This is a genomic window from Enterobacter sp. UPMP2060 (genome assembly GCF_053709655.1).
Genome location: NZ_JBSKJQ010000006.1, coordinates 66,000 through 89,796, shown reverse-complemented (window position 1 = coordinate 89,796; position 23,797 = coordinate 66,000). Strand labels below are relative to the sequence as shown.

Here is a 23,797-nt window from a genome sequence, read left to right as displayed (position 1 = left end):
GTTTAACCCCATGACCACAACCTCAACATTCTTCTTTACCCATCGTCCACTCGTTCCGTTCGCCCATGATTACGTTCATGGTGACAGCGAGCCGTGGCATGAGCACGACTGCGCACAGCTGTTGCACACCCTGAGCGGCGTGGTTCGGGTCGATACGGCTTCGGGCTGTTGGGTTGTTCCTCCCGGTCGCGGCGTCTGGCTACCGGCGGGGACCCGCCACTCGCTTCGCATCACCGGCAACGTGGCGGCGCGAACGCTGTTTATCGATCCGCTGGCGCGGGCCGATCTCCCGGCCACCTGTCAGATCGTGCAGATCGCGCCGCTGTTGCGCGAGCTGATCCTCGTCTCTCTTGCTTTACCTGAATCGTACTCGCCCGGCAGCCGGGATGAACGCGTCTATGAACTCATTCTTGATGAAATCCGCACTATGCCTGTGCTGCCGTTTCATCTGCCGGAGCCGGAAAGCGAGGCGTTACGTCACCTGTGTCTGCAAATCCGGCAAAACGCGGGGGAGAGCTGGAGCAGCGCGCAGGCCGCGAGCATGATGAACGTGAGCGAACGCACCCTGAACCGCCATTTTCAGCAGCAGACGGGATTAAGCTACGGCGAGTGGTTGAGAAGGGCGCGCCTGCTGGAAGCCTTAGTGCGGCTGGCGCAGGGCCAGCCGGTACTACGCGTGGCGCTGGATCTGGGTTACGGCAGCCACAGCGCCTTTACGGCGATGTTTCGCCGGGTTATGGGCATCTCTCCCAGCGATTACTTTAAGAACGACTGACGGCGTTTAAAAGCGCCTGAAGCGACGCGCGCGCCACGTCGCTGTCGATGCCCACGCCCCAGCGGCTGCTCCCGTCCTGGAACAGGCAGCGGATGTAGGCCACCGAGCGGCTGTCGCTGCGTTCGCCTAACGTATGCTCGTGATAATCCTTAATCACGAACGGGGCGCTGATCCAGCGGCTTAAGCCTTGAGCGGCGGCGGACAGCAGACCGTTACCCTGACCTTCCAGCTGACGCGTTCCCCCCTGCGTAGCGATGCTTGCCGTCAAACGCAGCTGGCCGTCCTGCTGGCTGTCGCTGCGGTAGGATTGCAGCGCAAACTGCGGCGAAGCTACCAGGCCGTAGCGGGTGCGGAAAAGCTGCCACAGCGCATTTTGCGTCATCTCTTTCCCGTGGCGATCGGTTTCCTGCTGCACGTGCTGGCTGAAATCCTGCTGCAGGGTGCGGGGTAATTTCAGGCCATGATTCTGTTCGATGAGCCACGCGCTGCCGCTTTTCCCTGACTGGCTGTTTACGCGGATCACCGCTTCGTAGGTGCAGCCGATATCCTGCGGATCGACGGGCAGATACGGCATCTCCCAGCGATCGCCAGGCCTGCGGGCATCAAAGCCTTTTTTGATCGCGTCCTGGTGCGAGCCGGAGAAGGCGGTATAGGCCAGCCGTCCGGCCCACGGGTGGCGCGGATGCACCGGCAGCTGGTTGCAGGCTTCCACCACTTCCACGATCCGGTTCATATCGCTAAAGTCGAGATTCGGGCTGACGCCCTGGCTGTAGAGGTTCATCGCCAGCGTCACCAGGCAGACGTTGCCCGTGCGCTCGCCGTTACCAAATAGACAGCCCTCCACGCGATCTGCGCCCGCCATCACGGCCAACTCGGCGCTGGCGACGCCGGTACCGCGGTCGTTATGCGGATGCACGCTGATGCAGACATCCCGGCGGCGGCTGAAGTGGCGACAGAAATACTCGATCTGGTCGGCATAGACGTTCGGCGTGCTCACTTCGACGGTTGCGGGTAAGTTGATCACCATGGGCCGTTCGTCGCACGGCTGCCAGATCTCCGCCACGGCTTCACAAATCTCCAGTGCAAACTCCGGCTCGGTAAAGCAGAAGGTCTCCGGGGAATACTCATACTGCCAGCGAGTGTCCGGGTTCTCTTCACACAGCTGACGAATTAGCCGCGTGGAGCGCGTCGCCAGCTCAACGATTTGCGCTTTTTCCATGCCGAACACCAGGCGGCGGAACAGCGGGGCGGTGGCGTTATACAGATGGACGGTGGCCTGTTTCGCACCGCGCAGGGATTCGAAAGTGCGATGGATGAGATCTTCCCGCGCCTGGGTTAATACCTGAATCGTGACGTCATCCGGGATGCGGTTCTCTTCAATCAGCTGGCGAACGAAGTTGAAGTCGGTCTGCGAGGCGGAAGGGAAAGCCACCTCAATTTCTTTAAAGCCGCAGCCCAGCAGCAGATCCCAGAACTGCAGCTTGCGGGTACTGTCCATGGGCTCAGCAAGGGCCTGGTTGCCGTCGCGTAAGTCGGTTGAGAGCCAGCGCGGCGCGCGGGTGATGCGTTGCTCCGGCCAGCGGCGGTCGGGCAGGGAAAGGGTCGGATAGGGTTGGTACTTGTCGGCGGGTGTGTTCAGCATGATGCGCTCCTGTTGTCTTTTCACTATCGTGAATTGATTTCAGGAGCGCTGCTTTATCGACACTGACAATCGCTGTCGCGTTCTGGACAACGCGATTTAGTGCGCGCCACCGCCGCCGCTACCGGCGCCAAACGGTGGTTTAGCAAACCACACCAGCCCCAGCAGGACGATAAAGATCCCCGCCGATATCCAGAAAATCTCGTTGGCGGAGATAATCAGACCCTGGTTGGTGATCTGTTGGGCAATCCACCCTGACGCCTGCTGCTCCGTCATGCCCATTCCCTGCAGCTGGTTGTACATCTGCTGAGAGTTCGGGTTGAACGGGTTCACCGCTTCGGTCAGCTGGGCATGGTGCATCGATTCACGGTTCGTCCACAGGGTGGTGGTGATCGACGTACCTATCGAGCCCGCCAGCGTTCGCGTAAAGTTCGACAGGCTCGATGCGGCCGCCATGCGCTCAGGCGGTAAACCGGAAAGCGTGATGGTGGTCAGTGGCATAAAGAAACACGCCACGGCAAAGCCCTGAATAAACTGCGGCCACGCGGACGCGCCAAAGTCCATTCCCGGTTCGAACGTATACGCGCGCCAGTAGAAGCACACGGCGTACATGATAAAGCTGAACGTCACCAGCCGGCGCATGTCGAGCTTGTGGGCGAAGCGGCCAATAATCGGCGACAGCAGAACCGGAATCAATCCAACCGGCGCCGAGGCTAAACCTGCCCAGGTTGCGGTGTAGCCGTATACCTCCTGCAACAGCTGCGGCAGCAGTACAATCGCGCCGAAGTAGAGCATGTAGGCGAGGCTGATACACAGACAGCCTATGGTGAAGTTTCGCGACTTAAACAGCGACAGGTCGACTATCGGGTTATCGTCCGTCAGCTCCCAGACAATCAGGAAGCTCAGCGACACCACCGCGACAATCGTCAGGATGATGATCTCCCGGGAGTTGAACCAGTCCAGCTCTTTGCCCTGGTCGAGCATGACCTGCAGGCTACCGATGCCGACAACCAGCAGTGCCAGACCAATGGCGTCGATACGCCGCTGTTCCGTCCGGGTTTCTCTGCCGCGCAGCGACTGGAGCGTCAGCATTACCACGAGGGCGCCAATCGGTACGTTGATGAAGAAGATCCAGCCCCAGTGATAGTTGTCGCTGATATAGCCGCCTAAGATAGGCCCGCAAATCGGCGCGACAATCACGGTCATTGACCACAGCGCCAGCGCAATCGAGCGTTTGGCTGGCGGGTAGTTGTTCAGCAGTAAGCTCTGCGACAGCGGGATCAGCGGCCCGGCGACAATCCCCTGAATGACGCGGAAGAAAATCAGCATCGTCAGGCTGCTGGACATGCCGCACGCCCAGGAGGCAAGAACGAACAATACCGTTGACCAGAGGAACAGCTTCACTTCACCGACGCGCTTTGCCAGCCAGCCGGTAATCGGAATGGAGATGGCGTTTGCCACCCCAAACGAGGTAATGACCCAGGTCCCCTGGCTCAGCGACGAGCCAAGGTTACCGGCGATGGTCGGGATCGCCACGTTTGCGATGGTGGAGTCCAGCACCTGCATGAATGTCGCCAGCGACAGCGCGATGGTCATAATGACCAGCTGCGCGCCTTCCAGCGGTTTTTGCGGCTTTTGCTGTTGCATAACGCTCACCTTCGGATTAACCGGCGTTTGCCTTCACGATGTCATCGATCAGCTTGTTGACCGGATCGAGGCTAATTTCACGGGCGTTACTTTCATAAGCCGGGCTGCTGCGCACCTGGCTTGCCAGGATCTGACCGTCGCGGTTGGCGGTGTCGACCGTCACCAGCGTTGAGAGGCCGATACGCAGCGGGTGATCCGCAAGCTGTTTGGCATCCAGCTCAATACGCACGGGCAGACGCTGAACCACTTTGATCCAGTTACCGGTGGCGTTTTGCGCAGGCAGCAGGGAGAAAGCGCTGCCGGTCCCCATGTCCAGGCCGACCACTTTACCGGTGTACTTCACGTCATCGCCATAGATGTCGCTGACAACCGTCGCGCTCTGGCCGATACGCATATGGGCAAGCTGCGTCTCTTTAAAGTTGGCGTCTACCCACAGATTGTCTGCCGGCACGACCGCCATCAGCGGCGTGGTTGGGCTAATCTGCGCCCCTGGCTGGACGGAACGACGGGAGACATAGCCGGTCATCGGGCTGACGATTTTGGTACGCTGCAGGGCAAGCCACGCGTTGCGCACTTCGGTCGCCGCCTGCTGTACGGCAGGCTGGTTTTCCAGACTGGTGCCCAGCACCATCGCCTGGTTGGCGTTGTACTGTTGAATCGCCACATCCAGCTGTGCCTGAGCGCTGGCAACGGCGTCGCGGGCGTGCTGCAGCTCTTCACGGCCAATCAGGTTGGCGCTGCCGAGCGGTACGCGGCGGTTCAGATCGCTCTGCGCCTGCGCTAGCGCCGTTTTCTGCACGTCGATGTTGGCCTGCAGCTGTTTGCTGTTGATCATCAGCTGGCGGGTCTGACGGACGCTGGAGGCCAGCGTGGTCTGTGCTTTTTCAAACGCCTGCTGGGCGTCGGTTGGATCGAGGGTCACCAACACATCGCCTTTTTGCACAAAGTCGGTATTGTCAGCCCAGACTTTCGTCACGCTGCCCGACACCTGCGCCATAATTTGTACCTGGTTCCCTGCCACGTACGCGTCGTCAGTCTCTTCAGCATGACGCAGTACTAAAAACCAATAGATCCCATATGCCACGGCAATAATGATAAAGAGCAAGGTCAACAGAAGAAGGGCGCTCTTACGTTTGCCTTTCTTGTTGGCCGGTTGCTGCGGGGTAGTGCTCTCCGCATTTGCGCTCATTGTTGTTCTCCACGATCTTCTTATTTTCACATCGGCTGAGCCGACCTGTTGTCAGAAAGGCCAGCACTGTGACGTGCTGGCCTGTCGGTTTTCTTATGAATCTGGAATGGTGAGCGTGTCGTCGCGTTAGCGCAGCGCCTCAAGAACGGCGCCGTCTTCATCCATCTGGTCCAGACGGGTGAGCAGCTTGCGAGTGATGTGCTCAAGCTGGTCGCGCTCGGCGGTGCTGAGGACAGACCAGAGTTTGTGCAGGCAATTGTGCTGAGGTGGCAGCACCTCGCGCAGGAACTGGTGACCTTTATCGGTCAGTTGCAGATGCAGGCAGCGGCGATCGTTGTCGCTTTCACGGCGCTCAATCCAGCCGCGCTTTTCGAGTTCATCGGCAATACGGGTCGCATTGGTACGGGAGGAGCCCAGCGCGCAGCTCAGTTCGGAAGGCTGAATGCTGTGATTTTCCTGAGACTCCAGCGTAATCAACGCCATAAACAACGTCTCGTTAATCCCTTGAGCTTTCAGCATTTTATTACGGTTTTCCAGTAGCTTACCCTGCATGTGCATGCACAGGCGAGTCAGCAGGATTTCCTGATACGGGAAGTCCTCATGGCGACTGGCGCGGAATTTAAGCATTTGTTCAATGGGCGTAAACGAACTATCCATTTGGGCATAACCTCATTAATTACAGCCGATATAGTAACGATAGTGACAAATAATGTAAATGAATTATTTGTGCGGTTATATCCGCCAAACTTATGTCACCATCAGAAAGCGCCGGGTAAGTCCGTGACCCGGTGAGCACAGAAAGCGTTGGGTGTGAACCCGCTGAAGAGAGGATGTGAGGACGGGGGTCTGAACTATTCATGCCGATTGTAAATATGTCACCCACATTAAAATTTCTGGGATAAATGATTACGTTTACATTAACAGAGTGAAGGGCCTCTTAACACCCTAAGAGGCCAACTCAATGTAAATGTTAGTTAATTGCATCCTGGCGGTGATAACCGCGCCACCATACTAGCAGGTTGAGGGTGGCGACGATGGCCCCGATCGCGCATACCCCCGACCAGCCCGCATGCTGCCACGCCGACGCTGAAATAAGCGAACCCGCTGCGCCGCCGATGAAGTAGCTGGTCATGTATCCGGCCGTCAGGCGGTTACGCGCCTCTGGCTTCACGCGATAGATGACGGTCTGATTGGTGATGTGAACGCCCTGAACGGTGAGATCGAGCACCAGGATACCGACGATCAACGCCAGCACCGAGATGTGTCCGTACCAGATCGCCGCCCAGGAGAGCAGAAGTAAAACCAGCCCTGCTGAGGTGGTCAGGTGGGATTTGCCCTTGTCGGCCAGCCCGCCAGCGGGGCGTGCGCCCAGCGCGCCTGCGGCACCGGCCAGGCCGAACAGGCCAATCACCCCTTCGGAATAATTGAACGGCGGCGCGGCCAGCAGAAACGCCATTGACGTCCAGAGAATGCTGAAGTTAGCGAAGGTGAAACAGCCCAGCAGGGCGCGGGTGCGCAGAAGCTTGTCCTGCGTAAACAGGCTGAAAACGGAGGCCAGCAGCTGAGGATAGTTCAGGTGGTTTTCCTGCTTCACCTTTGGCAGCCCGCGCCACAGCGCCAGCGCCATAACGACCATCAGCACGCTCGCCACCCAGTATACGGTGCGCCAGCCGCCGAGGCTTGCCAGCAGCCCGGCAACGGTACGCGCCAGCAAAATCCCCAGCAGCAGGCCGCTCATGATGGTGCCCACCACCTTGCCGCGTTTTTCCGGAGAGGCGAGGGTCGCGGCGAGCGGGACCAGGATTTGCGCCACCACGGAGAACAGCCCGGTAAGCGCGGTTCCGACGATCATCATCGTCAGCGACTGGCTGCTGGCGGTGATCAGCATCCCACCGGCGGCCAGCAGGGTCATGGAGACGATCAGCATTCGGCGTTCAAACATATCGCCGAGCGGCACCAGGAACAGCAGCCCGGCGGCATAGCCCAGCTGTGCTGCGGTAACGATAAAGCCTGCGGAGCTGGCGGAGAGATTGAACGCGCGGGCGATGGTGTCGAGAAGGGGTTGTGCGTAATAGTTGCTGGCGACCGCCAGACCCGTTGCCACGGACATTAAAAGGATGAGTGCGGGGCTAAGCCCTTGAGCTGTTTTAGTCATTAGTTTCAGGAATCGTTAGTTGAGTGATTATTTTTCCGGAAACCATAATAGCTAATGATTGTGAAAGTTGGGGGATTGTTGGGTGATGTATTGTGCGGTTTAGGGGGATTGTGCGGTTTGATCCCCTCACCCTGGCCCTCTCCCAAGGGGAGAGGGAGGTCATCGTCCCCTCTCCCTTTGGGAGAGGGTTAGGGTGAGGGGTAGGGTTTTGTTTTTACTTCTGCGCCGCAAGCGCCTCTTTAACCCAGCCGTCAAACTGCTGCTGGTGGGCTTTGATCCAGCCGTCCACGTGGCCTTTCACATCCGCTTCAGACGATTTGCCCGCATGCATCATCGCGTTCTGGGCATTGATGTCCGCCAGCGGCAGCTTCATCACCGAGAACAGCTTCGCCGCCGCCGGGTTTTTCTCCGCCCAGGCTTTGTTGGCCACGATATGCATGGTGTTCACCGGGAAGCCGTAGTTCATGCCGTTCGGCAGTTTTGTGTCGATATCCTTCTGCTCGCCCGGCAGGGAGGAGAACGGCACCTGCAGCCACACCACGTCTTTGCCCGGCTTCAGCACGTCGCTTACCCAGTACGGCGTCCAGGTGTAGTAGATCACCGGTTTCCCCTCTTTGAAGCGGGCAATGGTGTCGGCCATCATCGCTGAATAGTTGCCGTGGCTCACGTCGACCGTTTTCGCCAGATCGAATGCTTTGTTCTGGTGGTTAATTACCGCTTCACAGCCCCAGCCCGGCGAGCAGCCCATCATGTCGGCCTTGCCGTCACCGTTGGTGTCGAACAGCCTGGCGATCTTCGGATCTTTCAGCTGTTCAATATTGGTGATGTGGTACTGGTCCGCAGTTTTCTTGTCAATCAGATACCCCTGCGCCGCACCCGTCACGAAGGTCCCTTCGCGAAAGAACTTCTTGTCACCGCCGGCGGCGGCATACATGTCGTCGTGCAGCGGCTGCCAGTTGACGGCGGTAAAGGTGGCGTCACCGGAGGCAATCGAGGTGTAGCCCACGTTGTAATCTACTTCGCTCGGCGTGTTAACCGTATAGCCCAGCTTCTCCAGCGCGCGGCTGACGATCAGGGTCTGGAAGCTCTCTTCCGAAATGGTGCTCTGCACCGGCTGTACGGTAATGCCTTTGCCAGGCAGGTCAGCCGCAAACGCGCTGGTGGAGACAAGGGTGGCAAACGCTGTGGCAAAAAGTACGTTATGTCGCATCGTTGTTCCTTATTTTGTAAATGGACGGGTCAGTAACCCGACAGGGCCGGTGGTATACCAGCGACGGTTGCCGCGACTGCGTGAATCACGACCGACGGCCTGAGTCAGGCGGTCAAGGATAATGGCGAGGATCACAATGCCGACGCCGCCGACGGTCGCCAGCCCCATATCGAGACGGCCAATGCCGCGCAGCACCATCTGACCCAGTCCGCCAACGGCGATCATCGAGGCAATGACCACCATCGACAGGGCCAGCATCAGCGTCTGGTTAACGCCCGCCATGATGGTCGGCATAGCCAGCGGAAGCTGAACCTTAAACAGCATCTGGCGCGGACTGGCGCCGAACGAGCGTGACGCTTCGATCAGGTCCGCAGGCACCTGGTTAATCCCCAGAATGGTCAGACGAATAATCGGCGGCAGGGCGAAGATAATGGTCACTACCACCCCCGGCACGTTGCCGATGCCGAACAGCATCACGATAGGCACCAGATAGACGAACGCCGGGGTGGTCTGCATCGCATCCAGCAGGGGACGAATTATCTTCGCCGCTCGCGGGCTGCGCGCCAGCCAGATCCCCATCGGCAGGCCGATGACAATGCAAAAGAGCAGGGCGGTCAGCACCAGCGCCAGGGTGATCATCGCCTGCGACCACGCGCCAATCGCGCCGATAGCGATCAGAGAGATCAGCGTGGCGACCCCCATGCCCGCGCTACCGAACTGCCAGGCGATCAGGGAGAACAGGATAATCGCCACCGGCGCCGGCATGCCCAGCATCAGCTGCTGGAAGCCGTTCAGGATGTAATCCACCGGGACGCGGATCCCCTGGAAGACCGGACGGAAGTGCGTGACCACCCAGTCGATCCCCTCTGTGACCCAGCTGTCCAGCGGGATCAGCGTTTTATGGAACGGATCCATGATGTTGAAGTGTTCTGGCGCAGGCGCGGGTGCGCTGTTGAGCCAGTCTGCCGCGCCGCCGCCATCGGTCGGCGCTGGCGTGGAACCCCACGCGTCGGCGGATTGCGCAGCGCTGTCCGCTGCCTCAGTGGCGCCCCACGGGTTAGATTGATCTGTCATTGTTTGCCCCCTCGCGATCTAAAGCCTGCAGCAGCATCCTTTTTGAGATGATGCCGACGTACTGTTGTTCCTCACCCACGACCGGCACGGCGCACGGCGCCTGGCCCACGTGAGAGAGCAACTCGCTGAGCGGCGTTTCGGCGTCCACGGCAAGCGGAGCGTCAATTAACGCCGCATCGATTCCCTGGTTCTCAGTAAGAGCCGTTTTCAGGGAGTCGATGGAGACAACGCCAACAAATTTATTGCCGCGTTCAACCAGATAACCGTATTCACGGTCTTCATCCTGCAGCAGCTTCAGCGCCGAGCGCGGGCCGAAGCCTGGCGTTTTACGGATAATGCCGTTTGGCGTTCGGCGGGCAATATCTTTGGCGCTAAAGACCTGGCTAATATCCACGCCGCGGAAGAAGGTGCGCACATAATCGTTCGCCGGATTATTGAGAATTTCATCCGGCGTGCCGACCTGCACCACTTCACCGTTTTGCATAATGGCAATGCGGTCGCCAATACGCATGGCTTCATCCAGATCGTGGGAAATAAAGACAATCGTTCGCTGATGTTTAGCCTGTAATTTTACCAGCTCATCCTGCATCTCGGTGCGAATTAACGGATCGAGGGCGGAGAAGGCTTCATCCATTAATAATATGTCTGGATTAATGGCTAATGCTCGGGCTAATCCCACGCGCTGACGCATACCGCCGGAAAGTTCATCCGGGTACGCATGCGCATAATTTTCCAGCCCGACCTGACGCAGCGCATCAAGGGCTTTTTCCTGACGTTCCTGAGCCGGCGTGCCGGCTAATTCCATGCCGAAAGCGGTATTATCCAGCACAGTCATGTGCGGCATCAGCGCGAATGACTGGAACACCATTGCGATCTTCTTTCTGCGCACCTCGCGAAGCTCTGCGTCTGATATTCTGGCGATATCCACGCCGTCAATCAGCACCTGCCCGCGGGTGGGTTCAATCAGGCGATTGAGAAGGCGAACCATAGTGGATTTACCCGAACCGGATAATCCCATGATGACAAAAATCTCGCCTTCTTCAATGGCCAGACTGGCGTCTTTAACGCCAAGCGATAGCCCGGTTTTTTCCAGAATTTGCTCTTTCGTAAGGCCTTTCTCAATATATTTGAATGCGCGCTGCGGGTGCTCGCCAAATACTTTATAAAGATTTTTCACTTCTAATTTAATTGCCATGCAATAGAGAGTGTCCTGTTATTTGTTTATGCCGATATGATTACCATGGTAAATTGTTAACGGGCATAACCCTAACATACTGAGAATCTGAGACAACCCTGAGTCGGGCTAAGGGCGGAATTTTGAAGTAAGCGAAACGGCTGAATTTCCCATGAATAAAGGGCTGAGGGCGGTTTGAATTTTTCTCAATTTTTTGCTGCTGCATCGGGAAATTTCGCCTGAATCGAAATGATTCAGGCGAATATGACGTGGAAATTACAGTGTAGTTGTTTTGTAAATATTAGAGCGGGAGTTGTTGGGTTTATATTAAATTAACGAACGTTAGCGTTCATTAAAAATCCCAGTCTTCATCCTCGGTTTCCACCGCTTTGCCCATCACATACGATGAGCCAGATCCCGAGAAGAAATCGTGGTTTTCGTCGGCATTGGGCGACAGCGCGGCCAGAATCGCCGGGTTCACCTCCGCCATCTCCGGCGGGAAAAGCGCGTCGTAGCCCAGGTTCATCAGCGCCTTGTTGGCGTTGTAGCAGAGGAAGGCCTTCACGTCGTCCTCCCAGCCGGTGCCGGCGTAGAGTTCCTCGGTATAGCTCAGCTCGTTGTCGTACAGATCCATCAGCAAATCGAGCGCAAAGCCTTTAAGCTCCTCGCGCTTCGCCTCGCTGATTTTCTCCAGCCCTTTCTGATACTTATAGCCAATGTAATACCCGTGCACCGCTTCATCGCGAATGATGAGCCGAATCAAATCGGCGGTGTTGGTGAGCTTGCCCCGGCTCGACCAGTACATGGGCAGCCAGAAGCCGGAATAAAAGAGGAAAGATTCCAGGAACACGCTGGCGATCTTTTTCTTCAGCGGCTCGTCGGCGCGGTAATATTCCAGAACCAGCTCCGCCTTTCTCTGTAGTGACTCGCTCTCTTCACTCCAGGCGTAGGCCGCGTCCACGTCTTTGGTCTGGCACAGGGTGGAGAAAATCGAGCTGTAGGAGCGGGCATGCACCGCTTCCATAAAGCTGACGTTCGACATCACCGCCTCTTCGTGCGGCGTCAGCGCATCGCTCATCAGAGCCGGTGCACCGACGGTATTCTGAATGGTGTCCAGCAGCGTCAGGCCAGTAAAGACGCGGATCGTCAGCTGCTGTTCGGCGTGGCCGAGCGTTTGCCAGGCCGGAATATCGTTGGAGAGCGGAACCTTTTCCGGCAGCCAGAAGTTGCTGGTCAGGCGGTTCCATACCTCCAGGTCTTTATCGTCCTGGATTTTGTTCCAGTTAACGGCACTCACGCGTGACAGTTTCATCCTTTCTCCTTACAGCGCGCAGGACACGCAGCCTTCGATTTCGGTGCCTTCCAGCGCAAGCTGGCGCAGGCGAATGTAGTAGAGCGTTTTGATGCCTTTCTTCCAGGCGTAGATTTGCGCTCTGTTGATATCCCGCGTGGTGGCGGTGTCCGGGAAGAACAGCGTCAGCGACAGCCCCTGATCCACATGTTTTGTCGCCTCCGCGTAGGTATCGATGATTTTCTCCGGGCCGATCTCATACGCGTCCTGATACAGCGCCAGGTTCTCATTGGTCATAAACGGGGCAGGGTAGTAAACGCGCCCGGTTTTGCCTTCCTTACGAATTTCAATTTTCGACACGATCGGGTGAATGCTCGACGTGGCGTGGTTGATGTAGGAAATCGATCCGGTCGGCGGGACGGCCTGCAGGTTCTGGTTATAAATGCCGTAGCGCATCACCTCGTCTCGCAACTGCTGCCACATCTCTCGCGTCGGCAGGGTAATCCCCGCGCGGGCAAACAGTTCGCGCACTTTTTCGGTTTTCGGCTGCCACTCGCCTTCAAGGTACTGGCTGAAATATTCCCCGCTGGCGTAGCGCGACTGCTCAAAGCCCGCGAAGCGCTGGTCGCGCTCGCGCGCCAGGATCATCGACGTATGCAGCGCGTGCCAGGTGACGGTATAGAAATAGAGGTTGGTGAAATCCAGCCCCTCCGGACTGCCGTAGGCGATGCCTTCCCGCGCCAGATAGCCGTGCAGGTTCATCTGCCCCAGCCCGATGGCGTGCGACGCGGCGTTGCCCGCCTCAATGGACGGCACGCTGCGGATGTGGCTCATGTCCGACACTGCCGTCAGCCCGCGAATGGCGGTCTCCACCGTGCGGCCAAAGTCCGGGGAGTCCATGGTGTGGGCAATATTCAGCGACCCGAGGTTGCAGGAAATATCTTTCCCGATGTCCGCGTAGTCCAGGTTTTCGTCGTAGGTGGAGGCGCTGTTGACCTGCAAAATCTCCGAGCACAGGTTGCTCATGTTGATTCGCCCGGCAATCGGGTTCGCGCGGTTCACCGTATCCTCAAACATGATGTAGGGATAGCCGGACTCAAACTGGATCTCCGCCAGCCGCTGAAAGAAATCGCGGGCGTTGATGGTTTTTTTGCGGATACGATCGTCGGCCACCAGTTCGTCATAAAGTTCGCTGATGGCCACGTCGCCAAACGCTTTGCCGTAAATACGCTCGATGTCGTACGGCGAGAAGAGCGCCATCTCGGCATTCTCTTTGGCCAGCTTAAAGGTGATGTCCGGGATCACCACGCCGAGCGACAGGGTTTTGATGCGAATTTTTTCGTCGGCGTTTTCGCGTTTGGTATCGAGAAAACGCAGAATGTCCGGGTGGTGCGCGTGCAGGTAAACCGCGCCCGCGCCCTGACGCGCGCCAAGCTGGTTGGCATAGGAGAAGGCATCTTCCAGCATCTTCATCACCGGGATCACGCCGGAGGACTGGTTTTCGATGCGCTTGATCGGCGCGCCCGCTTCACGCAGGTTCGAGAGCAGAAACGCCACGCCGCCGCCGCGTTTGGAAAGCTGCAGCGCCGAGTTCACCGCGCGGCCAATCGACTCCATATTGTCTTCGATACGCAGCAGGAAGCAGGAGACCAGCTCGCCGCGCTGGGCTTTGCCGCAGTTGAGGAAGGTCGGCGTGGCGGGCTGGAAGCGTCCGGAAAGGATCTCGTCGGCGAGCTGCTCCGCCAGCGCTTCATCACCCTGCGCCAGGGTCAGCGCCACCATCGCCACGCGATCTTCAAAGCTTTCTAAGTAGCGTTTACCGTCAAAGGTTTTCAGGGTGTAGCTGGTGTAATACTTCCACGCGCCGAGGAAGGTCTGGAAACGAAAGCCTCTGGCGTGGGCGCGCTCAAACAGCTTCACCACAAAGGCGCGGTCGTAGCGGGTGAGCATGCGCGCGTCGTAGTAGCCCTCGTTAACCAGATAGTCGAGACGTTCATTCTGGCTTGCAAACGTCACGCTGTTGGGCCGCACGTGGGCGGCAAAAAAGGCGTCCACCGCCTCACGATCTTTATCGAACTGAATGCGCCCCTCCCGATCGTAGAGGTTAAGCATGGCGTTTAATGCGTGGTAATCCGGTGTCGCCTGAATCACCCGTTCTGCGGTTGTCGTTGCCAAAATTCGTTCACTCCTTTACGCACGTTTTCGACGTCCTGCTGTGTCCCCATCAGCTCAAAACGATAGAGATACGGCACGCCGCATTTTTGAGAAATGACATCCCCGGCGCGGCCAAAGGCATCGCCGAAATTGCGATTCCCCGCCGCGATCACGCCGCGGATTAGCCCGCGGTTATGAGGATCGTTCAGAAAGCGGATCACCTGGCGAGGCACGGCTCCTGCCGTGCCGCCGCCGCCATAGCTGGGCACCACCAGAATGTAAGGTTCCTCTACCCGGATCCGCTCCCGCTCGTTCAGCGGAATGCGCACCGCAGGCAGCCCGACGCGCTCAATAAAGCGGAGCGTGTTTTCCGAGCTGCTGGAGAAGAAAACCAGCCCACTCATGCCCGGGCGGCCTGAGCGCTCAGGCGGTTAATCATGTCCGGGCGGAAGCCAGACCAGCTTGTTTCCCCGGCGACCACCACCGGAAGCTGACGAAAACCCTGCTTGCGCAGGGTATCTGCGGCCTCGGGGACCTGGTCAACATTCACCATTTCAAACGCCACGCCGCGGCTTTCCATTGCCCGTTTGGTCGCGTGGCACTGAACACAATTGTTACGAGTGTAAATAATAATGCTCATGATTCGTATTTCCATTTAAAATGAGGGTACGGCGCGAATCATCGCGTCGGGTTGTGTATGTCTTGCTAAAAGGAATACTAGATGTAGTTGTCTTAAGTTTCAACCATACAAGATATGGGAAATTTAGATTGATATCGCCCCTGTGATGAGCACAGCGGGGCAGGGCAGGCTGTACGGGTTTTTCAGGCTAACGGGCATAAAAATGCCCCGGCGCCTGAGGCTACCGGGGCAGAATACGCGGGATTATTTACGCAGGCTGAGCAGGGCACCGACGAAGATGCCGACCGCCGCGACGGTTCCCAGAGTACATAGCGGTTTTTCACGCACGAAGGTCGTAGCACAGCTTGCCATGTCGCAGGCAGCCTGCGTGGCGCGTGAACGTCCGTTCATACGGGCGCGGGTTTCACGGAGCAGAGACTGAGCCTTACGCTTTGCGGCATCCGCTTCGTCCTTCGCGTCACTTCCCCAGGACTTCAACACCTCTTCCAGCGTGTCCGCTAATTGGCTGACATCATTACGAATATCCTGAGCGTCGTCGTTAATATCGTTTCGGTTCGGTCTGTTAAACATACGATCCTCCGTAATTTTGTGTTCCCGTTCAGTTTAGTTCAGAAATTTAATATCTGAAGCGCATCACGCGTTATCCGGCAGTTTATGGACTATTCTGAAAGCCCTGCTATTGCTGAATACTGTAAGGTTGCCGGGCAGGAAAAGATAACGAGGAAAAGATATGTATTTACGACCTGACGAGGTGGCACGCGTTCTTGAAAAAGAGGGATTCACCATGGATGAGGTGACGCCAAAAGCGTATGGATATCGCCGCGGCGAGAATTATGTTTATGTTAATCGCGAAGCAAGAATGGGACGTACCGCTCTCATTATTCACCCGACGCTGAAAGACAGAAGTCTGTCATTTGCTGAGCCTGCCTCGGATATTAAAACCTGCGATCATTATCAGCAATTTCCGCTCTATTTAGGCGGTGAACGGCATGAGCATTATGGTATTCCGCACGGTTTCAGCTCGCGTATGGCGCTGGAGCGATTTTTGAAGGGACTGTTTGGCGACGTACAGTAAATCCGCGACTGGCGTGCGCCAGTCGCTTCACATCACGCTTTTGCCTGGCTGTACTGGCTGACCTTAAACAGGCGGCGACAGTAGTCGAGGAAATAGCCGTAAACGGCTCCCATCAACATCGAAATAACAATATTCGAACTGACCGCCGCAGCGATCTGGTGCCAGTCTGCACCGACTGTCAGGAGAATGGCTACGTAAACCGGCGACTGGAACGTCACATACGCCAGAACGTCCGCCAGGTTTTTCACCCAGCCTGCAGGACTGATACGACGCGCGAAACGCATTACCGCATCGCGGTATAAACCGTAAGGCCATGCAATAATAATATTGACCGGGATCGCCACCAGACGAGAAGAAAGCGACTGCTCGAAGGACATTCCGGAGAGGAATATTTCGATCAGCATGTTCACGACGGAACAGTAAACAACCATCGCGAAAGTATCCGCCACCGCGTGGCGCAGGCGAGATTGCGGCGAGAACATGTCTGAACTCCTTGAGAAGAACACAAAAGAAACGATTTTCCTTCAGCGGTTAGTGCTTTAGGTTGGTTTGTTTGACGTGTATAGCGTATATCTCTGTGTTTGAACTAACAACTAGTGATTAATTTTTATTTAATCGCCTTTTGTCCACAAAATTCTCTAAAGTTGTTCGTTTTTTGTTCCGATCGTTATAATCTGTCTCGTTTGATATTTTTCATATTAAAATCAACAGCTTGTTTTTGTGGGTGGCGAGAAGCAGGAATCCCCACCTGATGGCGGTGGAGTATGCTGTGGTTTGGATTAAAGTTAGCTATTTATATTAATGTGGTGATTGGATTCACCGGTGTCCTGTCAGCGCCTTGCGCTATTATTAACAGCGAGTTCTAAATATATTAACGCTGATGCCCGTACGGACCCTTGGGTAGATATTTCAACTCAAATGAATTATTCTGTCGGCGATTTATCTATTTATCCCCCAAAGAAAAGGTTTTCAAATAATATGTCTTTGACGTTACAGAATCTTAATAATATCCGAACCCTGCGCGCTATGGCGCGTGAATTATCCCTGGACGTTCTTGAGGAAATGCTGGAAAAGGTCAGGGTCGTTACTGAAGAGAAACGCAGCGAGCTGACGGAATTAGAGCAGCAGCGTGCTGAGCAGCAGGAAAAAATTAATGCCCTGCTGGAGCGGATGAAAGCCGATGGTATTTCCCCGACTGACCTGCTGGGTTCTGAACTGGCGCAGGCGGGTAAGCCAGCGAAAAAGCGTAAGCCGCGTGAAGCAAAATATCGCTTTATTGACCAGAACGGCGAAGAGAAAACGTGGACCGGCCAGGGCCGCACGCCGAAGCCTATCGCCAGCGCGCTGGCAGACGGTAAATCACTGGATGATTTTCTGATCTAACGGATGAGCCGGGCGGAACACTCCGCCCGGCTGACTGTTCAGCAGACGCCGAAATCGCCTTCTTCGGTATAAGGCGCCACGTCGGCGGCTTTCAGCGTATATTTCTCGCCTTGCTCATTGCTGGCCTGGACCGCCACAATGCTGTCACCGTTCACTTCGAGCACTTTCAGTTTCGGGCCGCCTTTACGCGGTTGCACATAATCACCGACAGAAAACATATTACCTCCTCATCGTTTTAGCGATCTTCACCTTAGCCCACGCATGACGCCGGGTACAGCGTAATTCACCGATTACTGCTTACGAGGTACGCCGGTTCCACGGCATCACCTTGAGCAGTCGCGCCATGCCGCAAAAGCCCGTCACACCGGCGAACAGCAGCCCGGCTCCGACAAAACCGCTGAGCAGGAAAAAGCCGCTGGAGACGCTATAGCCCAGCACCACGCCGCAGAGTATCAACAGCCCAGCGGCAATTTGCACCTGACGCATCAGCGGCAGCGGCTGGGATTTGTCTTCAACGGTCGGCAGTCCGGCCTGCTTCCAGCCCTGAATGCCCCCCTCGACCACAAATGCCTCTGCGGGCGCGGCGGCCTGAGCAAGGCGGTCGGCATTCCCCGACGTCCGGGCGCCGGACTGGCAGTGAAAAATCACCGTATCGCCCGCCTGCGCGTTAAGTGCGCCGGGTAAGGTATCCAGCGGCACGGACCGAGCGGCGGGAATATGCTCGCGGGCGTACTCGTCGGCATCACGTATATCAATCAGTTTTGCGCCTTCAGCGACGCGGGCATTGGCCTGGCGCGGTGAAAGAAGAGGAAGTGACATGGCGACTCCTTACGGGCAATAAAGGGTTTTCAGGGTGCTGATAAGCTGATGTACCGCATCGTTTTTAATGAAATAGAGAATGCGCTGCGCGTCGCGAGTGCTGTCGATAAGCCCTTCCTCACGCATGCGCGCCAGATGCTGCGACGTGGCGGAAGGACTTAGCCCCGTGGCTCGCGCAAGCTCCCCCGCGCTGGTGCCGGGCGCTCCGCACAGGGTGCAGAGGATCAGCAGCCGACGCGGGTTGCTCATCGCTTTTAAAAGTGTGGCGGCCTGCCCGGCGCTGGCCTGAAGCTGTTCGAGTTCGGTCATAATAGTTTAGTATTTGCTTAATTAAGTGAATTCTAAACTAATCCGGTGCATTAAACCAGCGTCAAAAGCGTAAAAGAGGGTAAACGCGAGGCCCGGAACTGGTACAGACGAATAAACTGGCTATGCTTACAACGTTCTCTTTATTATTTTCAATGGATTAGATTGAACGGAGTGTTTATATGGGATTTTGGCGTATTGTTTTTACGATCCTCATACCGCCGCTGGGCGTGCTGTTGGGTAAAGGGTTTGGCTGGGCGTTTATTATCAATATTCTTCTGACGCTGCTGGGCTACTTCCCCGGCCTCATTCACGCGTTTTGGGTACAGAGCAAAAGCTAGGCGCGCCACAGTAAATCGCTATAGATATCGGTCAGTACCCCCGCCGGACCAAACTGCTGCTTGATCCACCGCGTGACCTGGCCGGTTGCGGCATGCTGCGTGGCGAGCAGCATGCGCGAGTCCTGACGCGGGTTGTTAATCCGTCGGGTGACCAGCAGCCCCGTGTCTACCGCCTCGCGGACCATGTATTCCGGCAAAAAACCAATCCCTTCGCCCAGGATCTGACACTGACATTTGGTGTTAAAGTCCGGGACCAGAATCGCCTCCTGCCCGTGCAGCAGCCAGCCAACCTTTTTGTTAATGGTGTGCGCGGTATCTTCCACCATGATGTTGGGATACAGGCGCAACTGGCTTTCCGCTATTGGTTCCGGGGTGAATGCCAGCGGGTGTTCCGGCGCGATGGCAAACACCCAGCGAATGGCGCCGATCTCTGTGTAATCAATCCCGCCGCCGTCCAGCAGCGTGTCCGGCGCGCCAATCGCGATGTTGGCCTGGTTGTTGATAATGGAGTCCCAGACGCCGTTGTAGACCTCGGTGGTCACGGTGATCTGACAGGTGGGAAACTGCTTTTTCAGCACCTGCAGCAGCCGCGCCGTGTGGCGTGGGGTATACAAAAGCTGGTTGATACAGATGCGCACCCGCGCCTCAATGCCCTGAGAAATGGTATCAATCCCGCGCTTGATGGCGTGAAAGTCGTTCAGCAGGTCGGTGGCCTTACGGTAAAAGTAAAACCCGGACTCGGTCAGCTCGATGCTGCGCGTGCTGCGGACGAACAGCACCACGTCCAGCCCGGTCTCCATGCGCTTAATGGTGTAGCTGATGGCAGATGTCGTCACGCCCAGTTCGGCGGCGGCTTTGCTGAAGCTGCCGAAGCGTGCGGCGGTAGTAAAGGCCAGCAGGTTTTCCTCGGTAAAGATGGAATTCATATCTCACTCCCTTCAGCCATCAGTTTTGAACATATTTTAACAGCGTCGTTACAACGCATTTGAAGCCGATCACAGTTCTGACTCTTTGTCGAAAGCCGCACGCAGTAAGGCTTCGTCAGGCATAAGCATAATGCAGCCAGAAGCGCTAAAAAGCGGAGAAACATAAGAAAAAGGTTGCACAGACGCACGTTTTAACCAGTTTATTGAATTTACCTCAACAATGAATTGACTGTCGATGAATCATTTTTAAGCGGATTCTTTTATGACCAGGCTGTTGCTATTCTCAGGTCAACAGAAATAAAAACATCGGGAGTCTGAATATGTCTGCGAACGAACTCGTTACTGAATTTCTGCTGGCGGCAGAAGAGGGCAATAGCGATGCGCTAAAAGCCTGTCTGGAGAAAGGCGTGGATATTAACGCCACCAATCGACAGAAAAGAACCGCCGTTATTATTGCCAGCCTGAAAAAGCATTATGACTGCGTGGCGTTATTAATTGCCGCCGGGGCGGATATTGATAAACAGGATCAGACCTGCTTTAACCCTTTCCTGATTAGCTGCCTGACCAACGATATCACCCTGCTGCGCCTTGTCCTTCCGGCAAATCCGGATCTCGATCGCCTGACGCGCTTTGGCGGCGTGGGCATTACCCCTGCCAGTGAAAAGGGGCACGTGGAGAGCGTGCGCGAGCTGCTGGAAAAAACGGATATCAACGTCAACCACACCAACTTTGTCGGCTGGACGCCGCTGCTGGAAGCGATCGTGCTCAACGACGGCGGCGCAAAGCAGCAGGAGATCGTGAAGCTGCTGCTGGATCACGGCGCGAACCCGCACATGACCGATAAATACGGTAAAACCCCGCTCGAGCTGGCGCGGGAAAAAGGCTTCGATGCAATAGCTGACCTGCTGCTGGCAGCGGGCGCATAACGCATTCGGTCAGCCGCGTCCGGCTGGCCGTTAATTTAAAAAGCATTTTTACCGACGTGCATTTTGCACGACGGTGGCCCCCTTTTATCCGCGTTCAGGAGAAAATAATGCCCACAAAAATCGTCATAAAAAAGAACACCTATTTTGACTCCGTCTCATTAATGTCCGTTTCCACCAAAGCCAATAAATTACCGGGCGTCGAGCAGGCGTTTGTCGCGATGGCGACGGAAATGAACAAAGGCGTATTAAAAAACCTCGGGCTATTAACGCCGGAATTAGCGGAAGCCAAAAACGGCGACCTGATGATCGTAATTAAAGGCGACGCGGCGAATGATGAAACGCTGGCGGCCATCGAAGCGCTGTTCACGCGTAAAGAGAGCGGCGGCGCCCATGAAGCGCGCTACGCTACGATTGCCAGCGCCAAAACCCATCGGCCGGAGAGCAACCTCGCGGTGATTTCCGTCAACGGCACCTTCGCCGCCCGCGAAGCGCGCCAGGCGCTGGAAAACGATCTTAACGTGATGCTGTTTTCCGATAACGTGTCGCTCGACGACGAGCTGGCCCTGAAGCAGCTGGCGCATAAGAAAGGGCTGCTGATGATGGGGCCGGACTGCGGCACCGCCATCATCAACGGCGCGGGATTGTGCTTCGCCAACGCGGTGCGCCGCGGACCGATTGGCATCGTCGGCGCATCCGGCACCGGCAGCCAGGAGCTGAGCGTGCGCATTCACGAATTCGGCGGCGGCGTGTCGCAGCTGATTGGTACCGGCGGGCGCGATCTCAGCGAGAAAATTGGCGGCCTGATGATGCTCGACGCCATCGACATGCTGGAAGCCGACGAGGACACCCTGGTTATCGCGCTGATCTCCAAGCCGCCAGCGCCAGCCGTAGCGGAAAAAGTGCTGGCCCGCGCGCGCGCCTGCCGCAAGCCGGTGGTTGTTTGCTTCCTCGGCCGCAGCGAACCGCCCGCCGATGAAGACGGCCTGCAGTTTGCGCGCGGCACCAAAGAGGCGGCCCTGAAGGCGGTCCTGCTCACCGGCATCAATAAAGAGTCCCTCGATCTACATCCGCTCAACTGGCCATTGATTGAAGAAGTGCGCGCCCGCCTGACCCCGCAGCAGAAGTACATTCGCGGCCTGTTCTGCGGCGGCACCCTGTGCGACGAGGCGATGTTCGCGGCGCTTGCGAAATTCGACGACGTCTACAGCAACATCCAGCCGGATCCGGCTAAGCGCCTGAGCGACATAAGCGTCAGTAAAGCCCACACCTTCCTCGACTTTGGCGACGACGATTTCACCAACGGCAAGCCGCACCCGATGATCGACCCGACCAACCGCATCAGCAGACTGCTGCAGGAAGCCCGCGACCCGGAAGTCGGGGTAATTGTGATGGACTTCGTGCTGGGCTTCGGCGCGCACGAGGATCCGGTCGGCGTAATGATCGACGCCATTAAAGAGGCGCAGGCCATCGCGAAGGCCGATAACCGTCCGCTGGAAATTCTCGGCTACGTGCTCGGCACCGACCAGGATCCGCAGTCGCTGGCGCAGCAGTGCCAGCTGCTGACCGACGCAGGCGTCATCTGGGCCAGCAGCAGCACCAACACCGGATTACTGGCACGCGAATTTGTCTGCAAAGGGGAGAAAGCATAATGACGACCTTATTCAACCAGCCGCTGAACGTGATTAACGTCGGCATTGCGATGTTCAGCGACGATCTCAAAAAACAGCACGTTCCCGTCACCCAGCTCGACTGGACGCCGCCGGGGCGGGGCAATATGCAGGTCGTTGAAGCGCTCGATCGGCTGGCGGAAAAACCGCTGGCGGAGAAAATCGCCGCCGCTAACCAAATCGCCCTTGAGCGCATTATTCAGTCTCATCCGGTGCTGGTGGGCTATGACCAGGCCATTAACGTTGTGCCGGGCATGACCCGCACCACCATTCTGCACGCCGGTCCGCCTGTCGCCTGGGAGAACATGTGCGGGGCGATGAAGGGGGCGGTCACCGGGGCGCTGGTGTTTGAAGGGCTGGCGAAAGATCTGGACGACGCGGCAAGGCTCGCCGCCTCCGGAGAAATTACCTTCTCGCCGTGCCACGAGCACGACTGCGTGGGCTCGATGGCGGGCGTCACCTCCGCGTCGATGTTTATGCACATCGTGGAGAACAAAACCTACGGCAACCGCGCGTTCACCAACCTCAGTGAGCAGATGGCGAAGATCCTGCGCATGGGCGCCAACGACCAGAGCGTGATCGACCGCCTGAACTGGATGCGCGACGTGCTCGGCCCGATGCTGCGCGACGCGATGAAGATCGTCGGCGAAATCGACCTGCGCCTGATGCTGGCCCAGGCGCTGCACATGGGCGACGAGTGCCACAACCGCAACAACGCGGGCACCACGCTGCTGATCCAGGCGCTGACGCCGGGGCTGATTCAGGCGGGCTACCCGGTGGAGCAGCAGCGCGAGGTGTTCGAGTTTGTCGCCAGCAGCGACTACTTCTCCGGCCCGACGTGGATGGTGATGTGTAAGGCTGCGCTGGACGCCGCTCACGGCATTGAGTACAGCACCGTCGTCACCACCATGGCGCGTAACGGATACGAGTTCGGCCTGCGCGTTTCCGGCCTGCCGGGGCAGTGGTTCACCGGCCCGGCGCAGCAGGTAATTGGCCCGATGTTCGCGGGCTATAAGCCGGAAGACTCCGGGCTGGACATCGGCGACAGCGCCATCACCGAAACCTACGGCATTGGCGGCTTTGCGATGGCGACGGCCCCGGCAATCGTTGCGCTGGTGGGCGGCACGGTGGAGGAAGCCATCGACTTTTCCCGTCAGATGCACGAAATCACCCTCGGCGAAAACCCGAACGTCACCATTCCGCTGCTCTCGTTTATGGGCATTCCGACCGCTATCGACATCACCAAAGTCGCGGGCAGCGGCATTCTGCCGGTGATTAACACCGCCATTGCCCATAAAGACGCGGGCATCGGCATGATTGGGGCGGGCATCGTTCACCCGCCGTTTAGCTGTTTTGAAAAGGCGCTGTTGACTTTCCGCGATCGCTACTTTTTATAAGGCATGCAT

At 57.0% G+C, this 23,797-nt stretch carries 25 protein-coding genes; 7 read left to right on the top strand and 18 right to left on the bottom strand.

All coding sequences use genetic code 11. From position 1 onward, the window contains the following. The first annotated feature begins 10 nt into the window (after positions 1 to 10). Positions 11 to 775 (top strand): AraC family transcriptional regulator, encoded by a 765-nt coding sequence (locus tag ACWKXN_RS14035; RefSeq protein WP_454543928.1) that lies wholly within the window; start codon positions 11 to 13, stop codon positions 773 to 775. Here the strand turns inward: ACWKXN_RS14035 and leuA are convergent. From leuA to ACWKXN_RS13970, 13 genes are all read right to left on the bottom strand, one after another. Then, on the bottom strand, positions 762 to 2,417 hold the full coding sequence (gene leuA / locus ACWKXN_RS14030; RefSeq protein ID WP_048979804.1) for a 2-isopropylmalate synthase: 1,656 nt from the start codon (positions 2,415 to 2,417) through the stop codon (positions 762 to 764). The genes ACWKXN_RS14035 and leuA overlap by 14 nt on opposite strands. A 96-nt stretch (positions 2,418 to 2,513) precedes the next feature. Next, complete coding sequence (gene emrB, locus ACWKXN_RS14025) at positions 2,514 to 4,061, bottom strand: multidrug efflux MFS transporter permease subunit EmrB (RefSeq protein ID WP_032660391.1); 1,548 nt, start codon at positions 4,059 to 4,061, stop codon at positions 2,514 to 2,516. 16 nt (positions 4,062 to 4,077) lie between these two features. Beyond that, the gene (gene emrA, locus ACWKXN_RS14020) at positions 4,078 to 5,250 is read right to left on the bottom strand and encodes a multidrug efflux MFS transporter periplasmic adaptor subunit EmrA (protein WP_240609183.1); all 1,173 of its coding nucleotides are present in this window, start codon (positions 5,248 to 5,250) and stop codon (positions 4,078 to 4,080) included. 126 nt (positions 5,251 to 5,376) lie between these two features. Continuing rightward, positions 5,377 to 5,907 carry a transcriptional repressor MprA gene (gene mprA / locus ACWKXN_RS14015; protein WP_023333174.1) on the bottom strand — a complete coding sequence of 177 codons (531 nt, stop codon included), beginning with the start codon at positions 5,905 to 5,907 and terminating at the stop codon, positions 5,377 to 5,379. Positions 5,908 to 6,220: 313 nt separating this feature from the next. Next, on the bottom strand, positions 6,221 to 7,405 hold the full coding sequence (locus tag ACWKXN_RS14010) for an MFS transporter (protein ID WP_039263411.1): 1,185 nt from the start codon (positions 7,403 to 7,405) through the stop codon (positions 6,221 to 6,223). Between the two features lie 214 nt (positions 7,406 to 7,619). Further along, the gene (proX, locus tag ACWKXN_RS14005; RefSeq protein WP_454543927.1) at positions 7,620 to 8,615 is read right to left on the bottom strand and encodes a glycine betaine/L-proline ABC transporter substrate-binding protein ProX; all 996 of its coding nucleotides are present in this window, start codon (positions 8,613 to 8,615) and stop codon (positions 7,620 to 7,622) included. 9 nt (positions 8,616 to 8,624) lie between these two features. After that, positions 8,625 to 9,689: a glycine betaine/L-proline ABC transporter permease ProW gene (gene proW, locus ACWKXN_RS14000; protein WP_182931116.1), complete on the bottom strand. Its 1,065-nt coding sequence runs from the start codon at positions 9,687 to 9,689 to the stop codon at positions 8,625 to 8,627. Then, positions 9,673 to 10,884 carry a glycine betaine/L-proline ABC transporter ATP-binding protein ProV gene (gene proV, locus ACWKXN_RS13995; protein WP_167818907.1) on the bottom strand — a complete coding sequence of 404 codons (1,212 nt, stop codon included), beginning with the start codon at positions 10,882 to 10,884 and terminating at the stop codon, positions 9,673 to 9,675. Before proV ends, proW begins: the two co-directional genes overlap by 17 nt. A 331-nt stretch (positions 10,885 to 11,215) precedes the next feature. Continuing rightward, a complete protein-coding gene (nrdF, locus tag ACWKXN_RS13990; RefSeq protein WP_454543926.1) occupies positions 11,216 to 12,175 on the bottom strand; it encodes a class 1b ribonucleoside-diphosphate reductase subunit beta in 960 nt (319 codons plus the stop codon). A 9-nt stretch (positions 12,176 to 12,184) separates the two neighbouring features. Continuing rightward, entirely contained in the window at positions 12,185 to 14,329 is a 2,145-nt protein-coding gene (nrdE, locus tag ACWKXN_RS13985; RefSeq protein WP_454543925.1) for a class 1b ribonucleoside-diphosphate reductase subunit alpha, read from the bottom strand. Further along, positions 14,302 to 14,712 carry a class Ib ribonucleoside-diphosphate reductase assembly flavoprotein NrdI gene (gene nrdI / locus ACWKXN_RS13980; RefSeq protein WP_021241965.1) on the bottom strand — a complete coding sequence of 137 codons (411 nt, stop codon included), beginning with the start codon at positions 14,710 to 14,712 and terminating at the stop codon, positions 14,302 to 14,304. The genes nrdE and nrdI overlap by 28 nt, the downstream gene beginning before the upstream one ends. Further along, complete coding sequence (gene nrdH / locus ACWKXN_RS13975; RefSeq protein ID WP_039263417.1) at positions 14,709 to 14,948, bottom strand: glutaredoxin-like protein NrdH; 240 nt, start codon at positions 14,946 to 14,948, stop codon at positions 14,709 to 14,711. Before nrdH ends, nrdI begins: the two co-directional genes overlap by 4 nt. Before the next feature lie 243 nt (positions 14,949 to 15,191). Then, positions 15,192 to 15,518, bottom strand: a complete 327-nt coding sequence (locus tag ACWKXN_RS13970) for a DUF883 domain-containing protein (protein WP_023308924.1) — start codon at positions 15,516 to 15,518, stop codon at positions 15,192 to 15,194. 160 nt (positions 15,519 to 15,678) lie between these two features. On the opposite strand from ACWKXN_RS13970, the gene ACWKXN_RS13965 reads away from it, so the two are divergent. After that, positions 15,679 to 16,023: a DUF2002 family protein gene (locus ACWKXN_RS13965; RefSeq protein WP_023308923.1), complete on the top strand. Its 345-nt coding sequence runs from the start codon at positions 15,679 to 15,681 to the stop codon at positions 16,021 to 16,023. 32 nt (positions 16,024 to 16,055) lie between these two features. Here ACWKXN_RS13965 and alaE read toward each other — a convergent pair whose 3' ends face one another. Continuing rightward, positions 16,056 to 16,505, bottom strand: a complete 450-nt coding sequence (gene alaE, locus ACWKXN_RS13960) for an L-alanine exporter AlaE (RefSeq protein ID WP_008502567.1) — start codon at positions 16,503 to 16,505, stop codon at positions 16,056 to 16,058. Positions 16,506 to 17,001: 496 nt separating this feature from the next. On the opposite strand from alaE, the gene stpA reads away from it, so the two are divergent. Continuing rightward, positions 17,002 to 17,406: a DNA-binding protein StpA gene (gene stpA, locus ACWKXN_RS13955; protein ID WP_033146355.1), complete on the top strand. Its 405-nt coding sequence runs from the start codon at positions 17,002 to 17,004 to the stop codon at positions 17,404 to 17,406. A gap of 38 nt (positions 17,407 to 17,444) precedes the next feature. Here stpA and ACWKXN_RS13950 read toward each other — a convergent pair whose 3' ends face one another. The 3 genes from ACWKXN_RS13950 to ACWKXN_RS13940 all read right to left on the bottom strand — a co-directional run bounded on the left by ACWKXN_RS13950 (position 17,445) and on the right by ACWKXN_RS13940 (position 18,534). Next, complete coding sequence (locus tag ACWKXN_RS13950) at positions 17,445 to 17,624, bottom strand: hypothetical protein (protein WP_023308920.1); 180 nt, start codon at positions 17,622 to 17,624, stop codon at positions 17,445 to 17,447. Positions 17,625 to 17,703: 79 nt separating this feature from the next. Next, positions 17,704 to 18,225 carry a rhodanese family protein gene (locus ACWKXN_RS13945; protein ID WP_059347771.1) on the bottom strand — a complete coding sequence of 174 codons (522 nt, stop codon included), beginning with the start codon at positions 18,223 to 18,225 and terminating at the stop codon, positions 17,704 to 17,706. Positions 18,226 to 18,234: 9 nt separating this feature from the next. Continuing rightward, a complete protein-coding gene (locus ACWKXN_RS13940; RefSeq protein WP_063144167.1) occupies positions 18,235 to 18,534 on the bottom strand; it encodes an ArsR/SmtB family transcription factor in 300 nt (99 codons plus the stop codon). A 179-nt stretch (positions 18,535 to 18,713) separates the two neighbouring features. Between ACWKXN_RS13940 and ACWKXN_RS13935 the strand changes: the two genes are divergently transcribed. Further along, positions 18,714 to 18,872 carry a YqaE/Pmp3 family membrane protein gene (locus tag ACWKXN_RS13935; protein WP_023308917.1) on the top strand — a complete coding sequence of 53 codons (159 nt, stop codon included), beginning with the start codon at positions 18,714 to 18,716 and terminating at the stop codon, positions 18,870 to 18,872. Here the strand turns inward: ACWKXN_RS13935 and ACWKXN_RS13930 are convergent. After that, the gene (locus ACWKXN_RS13930) at positions 18,869 to 19,798 is read right to left on the bottom strand and encodes a LysR substrate-binding domain-containing protein (RefSeq protein WP_045888794.1); all 930 of its coding nucleotides are present in this window, start codon (positions 19,796 to 19,798) and stop codon (positions 18,869 to 18,871) included. The two genes, ACWKXN_RS13935 and ACWKXN_RS13930, sit on opposite strands and share 4 nt — an antisense overlap. A gap of 320 nt (positions 19,799 to 20,118) precedes the next feature. Between ACWKXN_RS13930 and ACWKXN_RS13925 the strand changes: the two genes are divergently transcribed. From ACWKXN_RS13925 to ACWKXN_RS13915, 3 genes are all read left to right on the top strand, one after another. Continuing rightward, positions 20,119 to 20,724 (top strand): ankyrin repeat domain-containing protein, encoded by a 606-nt coding sequence (locus tag ACWKXN_RS13925; protein WP_454543924.1) that lies wholly within the window; start codon positions 20,119 to 20,121, stop codon positions 20,722 to 20,724. Positions 20,725 to 20,831: 107 nt separating this feature from the next. Next, a complete protein-coding gene (gene fdrA / locus ACWKXN_RS13920; protein WP_454543923.1) occupies positions 20,832 to 22,373 on the top strand; it encodes an acyl-CoA synthetase FdrA in 1,542 nt (513 codons plus the stop codon). Further along, complete coding sequence (locus ACWKXN_RS13915) at positions 22,373 to 23,788, top strand: oxamate carbamoyltransferase subunit AllG family protein (RefSeq protein ID WP_454543922.1); 1,416 nt, start codon at positions 22,373 to 22,375, stop codon at positions 23,786 to 23,788. Before fdrA ends, ACWKXN_RS13915 begins: the two co-directional genes overlap by 1 nt. Positions 23,789 to 23,797 lie beyond the last annotated feature (9 nt).

Bases quoted from the DNA above. Each gene is read 5' to 3' on its own strand.
- ACWKXN_RS14035 (WP_454543928.1), top strand. From the start codon at position 11: ATGACCACAACCTCAACATTCTTCTTTACCCATCGTCCACTCGTTCCG.
- leuA (WP_048979804.1), bottom strand. From the start codon at position 2,417: ATGCTGAACACACCCGCCGACAAGTACCAACCCTATCCGACCCTTTCC.
- emrB (WP_032660391.1), bottom strand. From the start codon at position 4,061: ATGCAACAGCAAAAGCCGCAAAAACCGCTGGAAGGCGCGCAGCTGGTC.
- emrA (WP_240609183.1), bottom strand. From the start codon at position 5,250: ATGAGCGCAAATGCGGAGAGCACTACCCCGCAGCAACCGGCCAACAAG.
- mprA (WP_023333174.1), bottom strand. From the start codon at position 5,907: ATGGATAGTTCGTTTACGCCCATTGAACAAATGCTTAAATTCCGCGCC.
- ACWKXN_RS14010 (WP_039263411.1), bottom strand. From the start codon at position 7,405: ATGACTAAAACAGCTCAAGGGCTTAGCCCCGCACTCATCCTTTTAATG.
- proX (WP_454543927.1), bottom strand. From the start codon at position 8,615: ATGCGACATAACGTACTTTTTGCCACAGCGTTTGCCACCCTTGTCTCC.
- proW (WP_182931116.1), bottom strand. From the start codon at position 9,689: ATGACAGATCAATCTAACCCGTGGGGCGCCACTGAGGCAGCGGACAGC.
- proV (WP_167818907.1), bottom strand. From the start codon at position 10,884: ATGGCAATTAAATTAGAAGTGAAAAATCTTTATAAAGTATTTGGCGAG.
- nrdF (WP_454543926.1), bottom strand. From the start codon at position 12,175: ATGAAACTGTCACGCGTGAGTGCCGTTAACTGGAACAAAATCCAGGAC.
- nrdI (WP_021241965.1), bottom strand. From the start codon at position 14,712: ATGAGTGGGCTGGTTTTCTTCTCCAGCAGCTCGGAAAACACGCTCCGC.
- nrdH (WP_039263417.1), bottom strand. From the start codon at position 14,948: ATGAGCATTATTATTTACACTCGTAACAATTGTGTTCAGTGCCACGCG.
- ACWKXN_RS13970 (WP_023308924.1), bottom strand. From the start codon at position 15,518: ATGTTTAACAGACCGAACCGAAACGATATTAACGACGACGCTCAGGAT.
- ACWKXN_RS13965 (WP_023308923.1), top strand. From the start codon at position 15,679: ATGTATTTACGACCTGACGAGGTGGCACGCGTTCTTGAAAAAGAGGGA.
- alaE (WP_008502567.1), bottom strand. From the start codon at position 16,505: ATGTTCTCGCCGCAATCTCGCCTGCGCCACGCGGTGGCGGATACTTTC.
- stpA (WP_033146355.1), top strand. From the start codon at position 17,002: ATGTCTTTGACGTTACAGAATCTTAATAATATCCGAACCCTGCGCGCT.
- ACWKXN_RS13950 (WP_023308920.1), bottom strand. From the start codon at position 17,624: ATGTTTTCTGTCGGTGATTATGTGCAACCGCGTAAAGGCGGCCCGAAA.
- ACWKXN_RS13945 (WP_059347771.1), bottom strand. From the start codon at position 18,225: ATGTCACTTCCTCTTCTTTCACCGCGCCAGGCCAATGCCCGCGTCGCT.
- ACWKXN_RS13940 (WP_063144167.1), bottom strand. From the start codon at position 18,534: ATGACCGAACTCGAACAGCTTCAGGCCAGCGCCGGGCAGGCCGCCACA.
- ACWKXN_RS13935 (WP_023308917.1), top strand. From the start codon at position 18,714: ATGGGATTTTGGCGTATTGTTTTTACGATCCTCATACCGCCGCTGGGC.
- ACWKXN_RS13930 (WP_045888794.1), bottom strand. From the start codon at position 19,798: ATGAATTCCATCTTTACCGAGGAAAACCTGCTGGCCTTTACTACCGCC.
- ACWKXN_RS13925 (WP_454543924.1), top strand. From the start codon at position 20,119: ATGTCTGCGAACGAACTCGTTACTGAATTTCTGCTGGCGGCAGAAGAG.
- fdrA (WP_454543923.1), top strand. From the start codon at position 20,832: ATGCCCACAAAAATCGTCATAAAAAAGAACACCTATTTTGACTCCGTC.
- ACWKXN_RS13915 (WP_454543922.1), top strand. From the start codon at position 22,373: ATGACGACCTTATTCAACCAGCCGCTGAACGTGATTAACGTCGGCATT.